8 protein-coding genes and 1 pseudogene are annotated in these 13,556 nt (G+C 66.8%); 3 read left to right on the forward strand and 6 right to left on the reverse strand.

What is annotated here, in order from left to right; genetic code table 11:
* On the reverse strand, nt 1-149 hold a 149-nt coding region (locus G3N92_RS22535; RefSeq protein WP_206129802.1), incomplete at its 3' end, for a twin-arginine translocation signal domain-containing protein.
* 579 nt (nt 150-728) lie between these two features.
* Here G3N92_RS22535 and G3N92_RS22540 point away from each other — a divergent pair.
* Nucleotides 729-1,817: a porin gene (locus G3N92_RS22540; protein WP_206129796.1), complete on the forward strand. Its 1,089-nt coding sequence runs from the start codon at nt 729-731 to the stop codon at nt 1,815-1,817.
* Between the two features lie 160 nt (nt 1,818-1,977).
* On the opposite strand, the gene G3N92_RS22545 is transcribed toward G3N92_RS22540, so the two are convergent.
* Entirely contained in the window at nt 1,978-2,379 is a 402-nt protein-coding gene (locus G3N92_RS22545; RefSeq protein WP_206129797.1) for a GreA/GreB family elongation factor, read from the reverse strand.
* Nucleotides 2,380-2,885: 506 nt separating this feature from the next.
* On the opposite strand from G3N92_RS22545, the gene G3N92_RS22550 reads away from it, so the two are divergent.
* Complete coding sequence (locus tag G3N92_RS22550) at nt 2,886-3,215, forward strand: DUF4148 domain-containing protein (RefSeq protein WP_206129798.1); 330 nt, start codon at nt 2,886-2,888, stop codon at nt 3,213-3,215.
* Between the two features lie 213 nt (nt 3,216-3,428).
* Here the strand turns inward: G3N92_RS22550 and G3N92_RS22555 are convergent, their stop codons facing one another.
* Nucleotides 3,429-3,893: a CBS domain-containing protein gene (locus G3N92_RS22555; protein ID WP_206129799.1), complete on the reverse strand. Its 465-nt coding sequence runs from the start codon at nt 3,891-3,893 to the stop codon at nt 3,429-3,431.
* A 151-nt stretch (nt 3,894-4,044) separates the two neighbouring features.
* Between G3N92_RS22555 and ribA the strand changes: the two genes are divergently transcribed.
* A complete protein-coding gene (gene ribA, locus G3N92_RS22560; protein ID WP_206129800.1) occupies nt 4,045-4,701 on the forward strand; it encodes a GTP cyclohydrolase II in 657 nt (218 codons plus the stop codon).
* Between the two features lie 83 nt (nt 4,702-4,784).
* Here ribA and pbpC read toward each other — a convergent pair whose 3' ends face one another.
* The 3 genes and pseudogenes from pbpC to G3N92_RS22575 form a co-directional block, all read right to left on the reverse strand.
* Nucleotides 4,785-7,199 (reverse strand): penicillin-binding protein 1C, encoded by a 2,415-nt coding sequence (gene pbpC / locus G3N92_RS22565; RefSeq protein ID WP_339385793.1) that lies wholly within the window; start codon nt 7,197-7,199, stop codon nt 4,785-4,787.
* A 49-nt stretch (nt 7,200-7,248) separates the two neighbouring features.
* Nucleotides 7,249-13,248, reverse strand: a complete 6,000-nt coding sequence (locus tag G3N92_RS22570) for an alpha-2-macroglobulin (protein WP_206129801.1) — start codon at nt 13,246-13,248, stop codon at nt 7,249-7,251.
* A 197-nt stretch (nt 13,249-13,445) separates the two neighbouring features.
* Nucleotides 13,446-13,556: pseudogene (locus G3N92_RS22575) on the reverse strand (LysR family transcriptional regulator); the annotation flags it as partial.

Raw genomic sequence — 13,556 nt, forward strand, 5'->3', positions numbered from 1 at the left:
CCGCCGACCGGCGGCGGAGGCGGACGGCCACCGGGCGACGGCGGTCGGCCGGGCGGCGGCGCGGGTTGCGCATGCACGGTGACGGCCGTGCCGCCGGTCAGTGCGACGCCGATCAAGGCTGCCGCGCGAAGGAAGTTGCGACGTTGCATCGAAGGTCTCCCGTTTCGAGGAAGGGCGCCGCCCGGCGGGCGGTGCGCGCAACGCCAAATTAGCTTACGGCTAGCGCAACTACATTACAGGCGTTGTAACGGCTGTTACGGGCGGGGCGAGGTGCGGGAGACCATGTCGGAGCAAACGGGCCGGAAACGTTTTCGGCAAGATGGTAGCGCTGGTTTTGCACCAAATGCGTGCAAATTGAGCATTTTTTACTGCTTCGGAAGGTTTTCCCTCCGTTATGTTGTTGTTTCTTTGCAACCGTCAAGATGCTGACACAAACGAATGCGTGTTGCGGGTGTGCCAAAAAGGTGGTGTCAAGAAGTCAAAAAAACAAGTCAAAACAATGGGTTAATGCAGACTACCATTTCTATTATTTCTCGTTTGAGAAAAAGTTATTTCTTTATTCGCGCGTGGCGACCCTAGGGGCTACCCCTAAACTCACGTTTCCCAGAGCGGCCAACCATCCGGGCGCCGTCACGCAGAAGTCCTCGTGGCGCTTCCGGGCGGTTGCAGACCGTTCATGAAACAAGGTCGCAAGACCTGCCTCTTTTTAGATGAAGGGAGCTCCACGAATGAAGAAGACTCTGATCGTTGCAGCCGCTGCAGCATCGTTCGCAACCGTTGCCCACGCGCAAAGCAGCGTCACGCTGTACGGCGTGCTCGACGCAGGCCTCACGTACCAAAGCAATGTCGCCGGCAAGTCGCGCTTCTCGGAAGGCACGGGCATCAGCCAAAGCCTGTTCGGTCTGCGTGGTTCGGAAGACCTCGGTGGCGGCCTGAAGGCAATCTTCACGTTGGAAAGCGGCTTCAACCTCGGTAACGGCCGCTTCGACAACAGCCAAGGCATGTTCAACCGTCAAGCGTTCGTCGGTCTGTCGAGCCAATACGGTACGGTCACGCTGGGTCGCCAATACGACGCAGTCCAGGATTACCTGGCTCCGCTGACGGCAACCGGCTCGTGGGGCGGCACGTACTTCGCTCACGTCGGCAACCTCGACAACCTGAGCACCGACGGCGGCTACGCAACGAACAACTCGATCAAGTTCACGAGCGCGAACTACGCTGGCCTGCAATTCGGCGGCACGTACGCATTCTCGAACAACACGAACTTCGGCAACAACCGTGCATACAGCGGCGGCGTGTCGTACCAGTTCCAAGGCCTGAAGCTGGCGGGTGCCTACTCGCAGCTGAACAACCCGAACTCGGTCGCTGGCGGTGCAGTTGACGCCAACAACCCGTTCGCCACGCAAGGCCGCGTCCGTACGTACGGCGCAGCTGCTGGCTACGCATTCGGCCCGGCGCAAGTCGGCGCAGCATGGACGCAAGCGCGTCTGGACGACACGGTTTCGGGCGGCAACCTGCGCATCGACAACTACGAAGTCAACGGCAAGTACAACCTGACGCCGGCTCTGGGTCTGGGCGTTGCTTACACGTACTCGAACGGCGAAACCGGCCAGCACAACTTCCACTTCAACCAAGTGGGCGTGCAAGCCGACTACGCACTGTCGAAGCGCACCGACGTGTACGCACAAGCTGTGTACCAACGTGCAAGCGGCGCGCAAGCGTCGATCTACAACGGCTCGTTCATCTCGAGCACGTCGAACCAGTCGTCGGGCATCAACCAGACGGCAGCGACGGTTGGCCTGCGTCACCGCTTCTAAGCATGACGTTTGCCCGGGCGGTTTCGCCGGGCAGGCAAATGAAAAAAGCGCCTTCGGGCGCTTTTTTTCGTTAACGGGTCGCCTCTCGAGAGGCGCCGCATCGGGGGGCGGTTGCGAGCCTCGCGACCGGAGCGGCTGCCCCGATCGCGGCGGCATGGGCTTACCGCGTGTAGTCGCCGCTCGCCTCGGGCTGATAGACGATGGCGGACACGGTCACGGCGCCGGCCGACGTATTCGGCAGGGTCACGGCCACGCGTTCGCCCTTGCGTGCGCCGAGCAATGCCAGCCCGACCGGCGAGAACACGTTCAGCTTGCCGCTGTCGAGGCTGGCCTGATCGGGGTACACGAGCGTCCAGGTGATCGCTTCGTTCGTCGTGTCGTTGGTCAGCGTGAACTGCGAGTTCATCGTGATCACGTTCGATTTCATCGCCTCGGGGCCGACGATTTCCGCGCGTTCGAGCAGCGTATCGAGGGTGGCTTGCAGGCGCGAATCGCGTTCGGCGTGCTTTTCGAGGCGCGTCACGTCGAGTTCGGTCAGTTGCAGCAAGCGACGAGGTTTCATGGTGGTTGTCCTTTTTTGAGCGTGAGAAGCCGCGGCCGGCGGCAGAAATGGCAATGACGTGAGCCCGGCGCCTGGCTGGCGCCCGGGTCAGGGCGGATCAGCGGGGGCGCCGGGCGGCGGCCTGCGGAGCCTGGACGTGAGCGCGTCGCGAACCGGCCGCACGCACGCTCGCGCCGGCAAGGCGGCGGCGAATGGCATGGCGGTGGGCGGGGAACGAACGCATCACGAGAGGAAGGGAATCTGACCAAATCCTTTCCATTATAGAGTCGCCAGATGGCGGCGCGGTCAGGAAGTCGCCATGCAATTGTCAGTAATTGTTGTCCAAATGAGCAAACTGGCAGGCTTGTCAGGCAGGAATATTGGGGAATATTTGCTATTTGTGCAACGCTGTATGTCCGAACTAGGTGTTTTCCCTTGGTTTGCCGAGGTCTACACTGCAGTTGTTCGCTTCAGACAGAGAGCACCGCCGGAAGCGACGAAAAACACAATATCTCGGAGGTAACACCATGAAATCGCTCGTCCTTACCGCTGTTGTCGCTTCGGCTCTGATCGCTCCTGTCGCTTCGTTCGCTCAGTCGAACCAGCCGGTGACGCGCGCCGAAGTCCGTGCGCAACTGGTTCAACTCGAACAGGCCGGCTACAACCCGGTCGCCAGCGATGCGCAATACCCGCGTGACATCCAAACCGCCGAAGCGCGCGTTCAGCAATCGCAACAAACGCTGACCCACGCCGACACGAGCGGCTACGGCGTGCAGCCGGTCGCAGGCGCCCAATCGGGCAGCCGCCGCGCGGTGGTCGCACCGAACCCGGTGGACAGCGTCTACTTCGGTCATTAAGGCGCGGCGTGACGGCAGGCCGCGCAGTCGCGGCCCGGCGCAATGACGCGACGAGGCAGGGCCTCGTCGCCACTTGAACAGATCAGGTCTGACGCCCGCACGCGATGCGCCGGGCGGGCGTGTACCGAACAGGACCTCCGTCGCCGCAACACGGCGGCTTAGCCCAGACGTGAAAGGCGTTTGGGCCTTTTTTGCGGCCTGTTCGGCGCAGGCTTATTCGGCGTCGGAGCCGATCGGCGTGCCGTGGATGTAGTGCTCGAGCTGGCTGATCATGAATTGCTGGTCGGCAATCACGCTCTTGACCAGGTCGCCGATCGAAATCACGCCGGCCAGTTTGCCGTTGTCTAGCACGGGCAGGTGGCGCATGCGGTGCTCGGTCATCAGCGCCATGCATTCGTCGCTGGTGGCCGACGGTTCGACATAGCGCACCTTCACGGTCATGATTTCCTCGATGCGCGTGGCCTTCGACGAGCGTTCGAGCAGCACCACCTTGCGCGCGTAATCGCGCTCGGTGACGATGCCGACGATATCGTCGCCTTCCTTCACGACGAGCGCGCCAACGCTCTTGATCGCCATCAACTTCAGCGCATCGTAAACCGACTCGTCCTTGCCGATCGTGTGCACCGTTTGGCCGGCATCGGGCTTCGATTTGAGAATATTCGCGACGGTAGTGCTCATACGATCTCCGGAAACCGGGTGGGAGACATGCCCGGGGGAACCCGTTGAAAAGCGCCCGTACGGGGCGGACGTGGGGTAGAACGCTGAACGTAGATTAGCGGTAAACTCCGGCAGCGCGCCACTCAGAACATTCCTTTACTCCGATTTTTCGATGCTTTCCATGTCTTCGCAATCTTCCTCGCCGTCCGCGGACGAGCGCCATGCCGACGAATGCGTCACGCTCGTGGCTTCGGCAACGCTTCCGACCCGCTACGGCACGTTCATGTCTCACGCGTTTCGCGTCACCGGCAGCGAGGCCGAACATCTGGCGCTCGTGGTTGGCGACGTTGCGGAGCAGCAATCGGTGCTGACGCGCCTGCATTCGGAATGTCTGACGGGCGACGTGTTTGGATCTTACCGCTGCGACTGCGGCGAACAGCTCGATCTGGCGCTGCGGTATATCGCCGCAGAAGGGCGCGGCGTGCTGCTGTACCTGCGCGGCCATGAAGGGCGCGGCATCGGCTTGAGCAACAAGATCCGCGCGTATGCCCTGCAGGAGCAGGGGCGCGACACGGTCGAGGCGAACCGCGACCTGGGCCTGCCCGACGACGCCCGCGAATACGATTCGGCCGCCGCGATCCTGCGGATCCTGAAGGTGACCTCGGTGCGGCTGATGAGCAACAACCCGAAGAAATTCGACACGCTCGTGGCGCACGGCATTCCGGTGTGCGAGCGCGTGGCGCTGGCCGTGCCGGTGCGCGACGAAAACGAACGGTATATCCGCACCAAGCAGGAAAAGTTCGGCCACTATTTCGAAGAAAACGAATAAGCGCCGCGCCGCACCTCGCAGTCAAACGAAAACGGGCCTGTCAAAGGCCCGTTTTCCTATCTGCTGCATTGCGCAAACGCCCCTCAGCGCACCATCCCCACGCCCAGCGCGCGCTGATCGCCGCGCCCGTGGTCGTCCACCACGCGCACCGTGTAGCTGCCGACCGTGGACGGCTGCCAGAACAGCGGCTCGCCGGGCCGGCTGCGGCCGACGTAGGCATCGTCGACGAACCAGTACAGCGCATGCGCACTCGCATCGGCCGTGGCGTTGAACGCGATGCGCGTGCCGTCGGGCGTGCTCATCCGCATCGCGTAGGTGCTGCCGCGCAGCGGCGACGTGATGCGCGGCGGGCCGCCCGACAATTGGCCTGCATCGACGCAGCCCGGATTCTGCGGCGGCCGGCGGCGCGGGATGCCGGCCTGGGCGAACACCTGCTGCAGATCCGACGGCCAGTATTCGTAGATTTCCACGTGCGTGTGCTTGTCGTCGTAGGGCGGGCAGGCGGCCTGGCCGGTCGCGTCGTCGATCACGACGGGGCGGTGCACGGTGCTGACGCGGATCGGCGACACGCCCGGGATGAACCAGGTCCAGCCCTGCTGCGGGCACCATTCGTTCGGCAGATCGCCGCTCGCGAGGCAGATGCGCACGCGCTTGAGCCCGGCCGGCGCGGGCCGCGGCGGCTCGGCGATCGGCCGGTCGGCGCGCAGCGCGTCGATGGTCTGGAAGAACAGCGGGGCGGCGGCGTCGACGCCGATAAACGCGGTATTGCTCGAGTTGTCGAAATTGCCGACCCACACGATCAGCACGTACGGCCCGACGATGCCGGCCGTCCACGCATCGCGGAACGACCACGACGTGCCGGTCTTCCAGTAGACGGGCAGCGGCGAGCGCTGCGCGCCGCTGGTGTCGTCGGGCCGCAGATGCTGGCGCAGCATGTCCATCACCATATAGCTCGCATCGGCGCTGAGCAGCCGGCGGCCGGCCGCGCGCGGTTCGTCGGCGCGCAGCCGCAGCGGCCGGTACACGCCGCCGTTGGCAAGCGTGGCGTACAGCGCGGCCAGCTCCTGCATCGTCACTTCGCCGCCGCCGAGCACGAGCGCGAGGCCGTAATGCTGCGGGCTGCGCGCGAGCCGCACGTCGGCGCTCTGCAGGAACGTGTAGAGGTCGGGTTTCTTCAGTTGCGACGCCACCCACACGGCCGGCACGTTGCGGCTGCGGTTCAGCGCGTCGGTGGCGGTGATCGGGCCGAGGAAGTGGCCGTCGAAATTCTCGGGCGCGTAGGGGCCGAACGCGGTCGGCACGTCGCGCAGCACGGTTTGCGGATGCAGCACGCCTTGATCGAAGCCGAGCCCGTAGATGAACGGCTTCAGCGTCGAGCCTGGCGAGCGCTTGGCCTGCGTGCCGTTGACCTGGCCGTGGATCGACCGGTCGAAGAAATCGGCCGAACCGACCATCGCCTTGATGCTCATGTCGCGCGTGTCGACCAGCAGGGCCGAGGCGTTGCGCACGCCCTGGGTGGCATTGCGCGCGACGTAGCGATGGATCTGCCGTTCGAGCAGTTGCTGGAGGCCGAGATCGAGCGTGGTGACGAGGCGCTCGTTGGCCGCCGCGGATTCGGCCGGGAGGGCCGCGTCGCGCGCGGCCAGCGCCTGATCGACGGCATGTGGCGCGAGAAACGGCATCGCATCGAGCGGCCGCAGTGCGAACGGCAGCGCGAACAGCGGCTTCAGCGCGGCGTCGTCCGGATGCGCGCGCAACCAGGCGGTGAAGAGCCGGTTGCGCGAGGCGGCGAGCGCGCGGTTGATTTCGGTCTGGTCGGCGCCGCCGCGCACACGTCGTGCGGGATCCTGAGGAATCACGGCAAGCGCGAGCGCTTCGGGCAGCGTCAGTGCGGCCGCCGGCTTGTCGAAATAGGCGAGGCTCGCGGTGCCGGCGCCCTCGACGTTGCGGCCGTACGGTGCGAGATTGAGGTAGGCCTCGAGGATCTGCCGCTTCGAATAGCTCAGTTCGAGCTGCAGCGCGCGGCCCACCTGCACGAGCTTGCCGAGCGGCGAGCGCGTGTTCAACTGCCACATCGAGCGCGCCAACTGCATGGTCAGCGTCGAACCGCCTTGCGGATTGCCGCCGCGCACATAGGTCACCCACGCGCCGCGCAGGAGCCCGTACGGATTGAAGCCGGGGTGCCAGTAGAACCAGCGATCCTCGTGCATCAGCACGGCCGCGACGAGTTGCGGCGACATCCGGCCGAGCGGCACCCAGAGCCGGTAGCGATCGTCCTTGGCGAGCGTCAGGCGCAGCAGCTTGCCGTTCGCGTCGACGACGGCCGTGGAGGTGGGCTTCCAGTCGCGCAGCGACGGATGCGGCCATAACCGAAACCCGGCCAGCACGGCCGCCGCGAGCAGCACCACGGCGACGGCGTTGTGGCGTCGGCGCAAGCCGCGCGCCATGGCGGCGAGCGCCGCGCGGCTGCGCTCGCGCCAGGCAGGGCGGCCGTTCACGTGCGCACCTCGCGCGCGGCACGCGCCGCGCGTTGCATCGCGCCGCGCATCACGGCGCGCGCTGCACCGTCAGCGTGGCGCCGCCCGGCGATTGCGCCTGGATCCGGCGGTCGTACATCGATTCGCCGTAGGCCGGCGGCACGCCGAAGCTGCCCGCGTTGGTGGCCTTGATGCGGTAGACGAACTCCTGCACGTCGGTGCTCGCGCTGCCGTAGATCACCACGCGGTCGTCGCGGATGTCCGCGTATTGCGGCTGCCAGGTCGAGCCTTCGACGCCGATCGGCGAGCGCCAGGCGGCGTCGGCCGGTGCGCTGCCGTCGCCGTTGCCGTCACTGTCGCCGTCCTGCGCGTCGGCCGCCGGCGCCGGAGGCGGCGTCAGCACCGGGTCGAAGCCGCCCGGCAGCAGATCGACGATCGCGATGTTGCCGACGCTGGCCGAGCCGGTCGCGCGGATCTTCAGATGCACGTCGATCTCGTCGCCGAGCGCGATCTTGCCGAGCGGCTTGCCGTCCTTGTCGGTGTACTCGCGCACGATTTCGAGGCCGTTCTTGATCGCCTTGGCCGACGCGGCGCGATCGTAGCCGGACTGGCTCGCGATCCACCACGCCGGCTGCGCGCCGTGGTTGACGATGTCGACGCGCGTGGCCGCCGCGTTCCAGGACGCCGTGCGCAACAGGTTCGCGCGCACCGTCGAGATGTCCTTCGGCGCGACGCCGGCGCGCTGCTCCTCGATCGCGAGCGTGTCGATGCCGCCCGCGTTGGCGCCGGCGTAGGCGTCGAGCGCGAGGATCGTCATCGCCGACGACAGCGTGTTGAAGCGATCCTGCTGCAACGGCAGCACGAGGTTGTCGAGCACGCGCGGCGACAGCGCCTTGGCCCGCTCGGGGAAGTGCTTCGAGAGCAGGTACAGCACCGAAGCGTCGCGCGTCAGCGGATCGATGTAATAGCCGCTCGGGAACGCTTCGTTCGGCGACGGCTTGCGTTCGAGCAGCGCCTGCGGCCCGGCGATCAGCGCGGCGGCGGCCTTGTCCTGCTTGAGCAACTGATACGACGCGGCCAGCCACGCCGCGGCGAGGTCCTGCTTCCAGTCGTTCGGATAGGCCTCCTGAAGACGCTTCTGCACCGCCGCGAGCGCGTTGGTGGTGACGTTGCCCTCGCGCGTCAGCAGATAGACGGCGTAGGCGCGTTGCCGCAACTGGTCGAGCGAGCCGAGCGCATCGTTGGTCGACAGTTGCTGCAGATAGGCGTTGCCGGCGTCGAGCATGTCGCCCGGCACGGCCGCGCCGCGCTCGCGCGCATCGATCAGCACATGCATCGCGTAGGCCGACACGAACGGATCGGCGTCGGGCGTGGCAGTCCAGATGCCGAAGCCGCCCTGTGCGTTCTGCCGCGTGCGCAAGGTCTGGAAGAACGTTTTCAGCGCGTCGGCGTTCGTGGCATCCGCACCGGCCGCCGGGGCGTGCTGCGCATTGGTCAGCGCCTGCACCGACAGCCATTTCGCGGCGAACAGGCGCGGCACCGTGGCGCTCACGAGCTGCTCGCTGCAATAGTTGTCGTAGTTGCTCAGGTACGCGGCCAGCCCTTCGCCGAGCACGAGCGGCGCGGTGGAGACGGCCGCGTCGCGCGACGCATAGGCGTCGTACATCGCGCGCAGGTTCGGCACGCTGGCGCGCTTGCCCGGCGCGACGCGCGAGAACTCGACCTGCGAGCGGAACGGCGCGGCGGGGCGCACCGATACTTCCACGCTCTGCCGCGCGCTCTTGGCGCCGTAGCTCGCGGTGAACGCGAGCGGGCCGCTGCCGAGCGTGCTGGTCGCGCGGATGCGGAAGCGCGCCACGCCCTCGTGCATCGGCGCGAGCGGCAGCGCCTGCGTGGCCGCGCCGATCACCTGGAACTGCGGGCCGGGCTTCAGCGCCACGTCGACCGGCACCGGCTGCTTGCCGCCGCCGTCGAGGTTGTTCGCCACGCCCACGCTGACCTCGGCTTCGTCGCCGGGCGCGAGCGTGGTCGGCACGTTCGGCGTGAGCACGAAATCGCCGCGCACGGTGGTGGCGCTCTCGGTCGTGCCGATCTTGTCCGGCGCGACCGACACGGCCATCACGCGCAGCCGTCCGTTGAAGTAATCGGGCACGCGGTAGCTGAACTTCGCGTCGCCGTTCACGTCGACGATGCCGGACCAGAACACCACCGGCTTGTCGTGCTTGCGGCGGAACGGGTTGAGCTGGCGGCCGATCGCCTCGTCGGCGTCGCCGCCCGGCGCGGCCATCGCCATCAGCTTTTCGAAATCCGGCAGGATCAGGTCGAGGATCTGCGAGGTGCCCACTTCGAGCATGCGCTTGCGGAAGAAGTACTTGAGCGGATCGCCGAGCTTGTAGCGCGCGACCTGCAGGATGCCTTCGTCCACCGCGAACACCACCACCTTCGAGGGCGCGGGCGTATGCACCGTGAAGGTGGCCGTGTCGCCCGGTTTGACGAGCGCGGGCGCGTCGACGGCCAGCTTGTTGCGGCGCGCGTCGAGGTTCACCGAGAACGGCGCCACGCCGTAGCTGAGCGGGCTCATGAAGATTTCGTCGGACGACGGATCGCGGATGAACTGCACGTTGAGGTAGCCGTTGCCCTCGAAGCCGGCCGGCACGGTGATGTGCTGCACCGAGCTGGTGGTGTCGGCATGGAACCACGCGTGCGCGTAGACCTTGTCGCGTTCGATCGTGATCAGGCCGCTGCCCGCGTAGGGGGCGCGGATCGCCACGTCGATGGTTTCGCCCGGCTGGTAATCCTGCTTGCCGAGGTTGATCTGCAACTCGGCGTTGCGGTCGAGCGAGCGCGACACGTTGGCGTCGCCGGCCACCGAGTATTCGATGCGGTTGACCTCGGTGCCGTCGGCACGCTTGATGCGCAGCGCATAGCTGCCGGGCTGGTCGGTGCGCAGCGCGAGATCGAGGCCCGCGGCCGGAATCGCGAGCGGGGCCTCCTGCACCGGCACTTCCTTGAGGCGCGAATCGTACTTGTAGGCGCCGGAATCCTGGCGCGTCAGCACCGACACGTAACGCAGCTCGACCAGTTGCGCGCGCAGATCCTTCAGCGCGATCGCCTGCGCATGCGGATCGATCGCGATCAGCTTGACCGAGCGCGGGCTGCCGCGCTGCACGTAGCCGAGATCGTCCACCGCGCGATAGCCCACCAGCCAATCGTTGTTCGACACCAGCGTTTGCGCGTTGGCGGCGACGCTGCGCCCGCCCTCGGCCTCGTAGGCCTTGGCCTGGAAGTAGAGCTGGTAGGTGGCGTCGGCGTATTTCTTGAGGTCGAGATCGAATTCGGCGTGGCCGTTGTCGTCGGTCTTGCTGTCCTCGAGCGTGGTCGTGTAGCCCTCCTTGGCGCGCCGCGCGTCGAAGAAGTGGTAATCCTTCCAGGCGCGGAACGCCGGCCACACGGGGCGCAGCGTCAGCGTGGCGGCGACGCGCCGGCTCGCGGCCGGCGTGCCGAACAGGTTGCGCGCGTCGACGATGCCCTTCAGCGCATCGGGCTTGACCCAGCCGTCGGCGGTTTGCGCGGAGAGCCTCGCATCCACCTTCATGCGATCCGGCTCGAACTCCTTGACCTGCACGGTGGTGCTGCCGATCGGCTCGTCGCCGGGCTTGCCGTCCTTGACGATGTAGAGGTTGACCGTCCACGCGCCGGTGGGCGCGGTTTCGGCCGGCGTGTAATCGAGCGAGGTGAAGCCGCTCGCGTCGATCGAGACGGCCGGGCGCGCCACCGTGATGCCGCGCGGATCGACGATCTCGGCCTGCAGCGGCACGCCGGCCGGGCTGCGCGCCCAGCTGGCCGCGCGCACGATCACGCCGATATGGAACAGATCGCCGGGCCGGTACAGGCCGCGATCCGAGAACAGATAGGCGGACAGTTGCCCCTGGTTCGCGGCGTTGCGCTCGCCGCCCACGTCGAAACGCGAGAAATCGAGCTGGCGGTCGCGGCCCGCGAACGGCAGGAACGAGAGATCGCCGTCCTTCTTGACCACATACAGCTCGGGGCGCTTTTCGCGTTCGAGGCCCTTGAGCGTGGGGATATGCACCTGGCCGTCGGCGTCGGTGGTTTGCGTCGCGAGCGGCTGGCCGTTCACGGCGAGCAGCGATACGGTTGCGCCCGCAACCGGTTTGCCGGTGCGGATCGATTGCACGAACACGTCCTGGCTGCCGTCGAGCGACTGCTTGACGAGCATGCCGAGGTCGGTCACCACGATCAGGCGCGTGTCGCTCGGCATCGCGCCGTCGCTGTCGCCGCTGCCGTCGCCGTTGCTGTCGGCCGAATCGTCGTTGTCCTGACCGCCGTCGCTGTCGGCCGCGCCGCTGCCGTCGTCCTTCTTCGCCTTCTTGTCCTTGGCCGGATCGTAGCCGGTCAGGTGCAGCAGGAACACGCCGCGCTTGCCGTCCTTCAGATACTGGCCGAGATCGAGGCCTTCGTAATGGGCCTTGCCGGGGTCGCCGGCCGGGAACGCGCGCTTGTCGGTGAAGCGCTCGACGATGTGATCCTCGCTGAAGCTGTACGACAGTTCGGGCTGCGAATAGCTGCCCTGGTTGAAGCTGACCAGATGCTGCAACTGATCGGGCAGCACGCGGCCGATTTCGAGCTTCATGCCCGGCAGGTTGCGCGCGACGATCGACAGCCGCTTGCTGCCCGACAGCGACAGCAGCGAGCCGTCGGCCATGAAGCGCAGCAGCTTCGGATAGTCGGGCACCGTCAGCACGCGCTGCACCGGCTCGCCGAGCAGGTAGCCGCCGGCCGATTTGATGCCCGCGTCGAAGCGCACGACGAGCTTCTGGCCCGGCGTCGCATGGAACTTGAAGCTCTGCATCGGCGCGTAGTCGTCCTCGGTCGGCACCGTGGCGAGCGGCAGCGGCGTGGCGCGCTTGAGCAGCGCGTCGTCGATTTCGGACGGCTGCCAGTCGTAGGGGCCGTCGTCGTCGTCCTGCTGCACGCCGGGCTTGCGCTTGGGCAGCACCCACGCATGGGCGCGCGAGGCCAGATCGTCGGCGCGCACGCCGTCGCTCAGTTGCGAGACGAGCACCTGCTCGGGTTCGTAGCGATCGTTGTCGACGAGGGTAGGGGTGACGTCGCCGATGTGCAGGCTGTAGAGGCCGGGCACGTCCACGGTGGCGTGCAGCGCCTCCTGGGTGGGATCGCCGCCGCGCGCGCTGCGCACGCCCTTGTCGATGTCGACGCGCGCCGAAAGCGGATCGCGCGGAATCTCGAGCGGCTGCGAATGGATCCAGGCGTTGAGGCGGCGCGCGTCGTAATTGACCGTATAGCGCAGCGGCGACACCGTCTTGCCGTCGCGCGCGACCAACGACAGCGCGATGCGCTTCTCGAACGCGGCCGGATCGACCGGGTAGTTGAAGCCGACCTGCATGATGGTTTTCTTTGCGGCGGGGTGCTTCGGGTCCTGATAGAACTCGGTGCTGCCGATGCTGGCCTTGAACGCGGCGATGTCGAACGCGAAGTGATCGTCGGCCATCTTCACCTGCGGCGCGAACACGCGGCGCACGGCGAAGCGCACCTCGACGTGCGCGCCCACCGGCCAGTCGGCGGCCGGCGTGAAGCGCAGCGTGTGATCGTCGTTCCAGTGCCATTCGCCCTTCAAGGCGGGCGACATCTCGATGCCGTCCGGCACCGTCTTGCCGACCAGTTCGATCGGCGCGGCCGAACGCGAGAATGCGACGTCGAGCGGATGCACGGTGGTTTGCGGCTTGCCCGCTTCGTCGGTGTCGTAGCTCGTGACGGCGGGCGCGTTGACCCTGAACGTGACCTCGTCGGGCACGACGGGTTTGGGACGATGCTGATACCAGTAGCCGCCGCCGGCCAGCGCGAGCGCGCCGGCGGCGATGCCGAGCGCGTGCCAGGGGCGGCGGCGCACCGCGCGGCCGGTGATGCCGGCCCAGGCCGGTGCGGTCCAGGCGAGGTTGCCGAACACCGGACGCAGCAGCCGCCCGAGCAGGCGGAAGGTCCAGCGGAGTGCGTGCAGCGGCCACACCAGCAAAAGGCGCAAAACATCCATCTTGTTATATCCCGGTCGGTCGGGCCACGCGGCGCTGCCGCGCGCTTCCCTGAGAGCGTTTATTCGAATTCGTAGGCGGCGCGTTATGACGGCCAGTCCGCGCCGGCGCTCACCTTACCGTCCGGGTTCGGGAAAGACAAGATTCCCGGCGCATGCGTTGGAATAAATCGAAATAATCCGCGCGGGGCGGGCGGCCTTCAATCGGCTTGCAGCGCCCACAGCGCGTCGAGCACATGCCGCGTGGCGTGCTCGACCGGGCCGCCGCGATGCGCGATGCCGAGCTCGCGCGACAGCGCCGGGCGCAGCGG

Origin of the sequence: Burkholderia sp. Ac-20379, assembly GCF_017104645.1 — a bacterium.
Lineage (GTDB): Bacteria > Pseudomonadota > Gammaproteobacteria > Burkholderiales > Burkholderiaceae > Burkholderia.

Bases quoted from the DNA above. Each gene is read 5' to 3' on its own strand.
- ribA (WP_206129800.1), top strand. From the start codon at position 4,045: ATGCTTTCCATGTCTTCGCAATCTTCCTCGCCGTCCGCGGACGAGCGC.
- G3N92_RS22570 (WP_206129801.1), bottom strand. From the start codon at position 13,248: ATGGATGTTTTGCGCCTTTTGCTGGTGTGGCCGCTGCACGCACTCCGC.
- G3N92_RS22545 (WP_206129797.1), bottom strand. From the start codon at position 2,379: ATGAAACCTCGTCGCTTGCTGCAACTGACCGAACTCGACGTGACGCGC.
- G3N92_RS22540 (WP_206129796.1), top strand. From the start codon at position 729: ATGAAGAAGACTCTGATCGTTGCAGCCGCTGCAGCATCGTTCGCAACC.
- G3N92_RS22555 (WP_206129799.1), bottom strand. From the start codon at position 3,893: ATGAGCACTACCGTCGCGAATATTCTCAAATCGAAGCCCGATGCCGGC.
- G3N92_RS22550 (WP_206129798.1), top strand. From the start codon at position 2,886: ATGAAATCGCTCGTCCTTACCGCTGTTGTCGCTTCGGCTCTGATCGCT.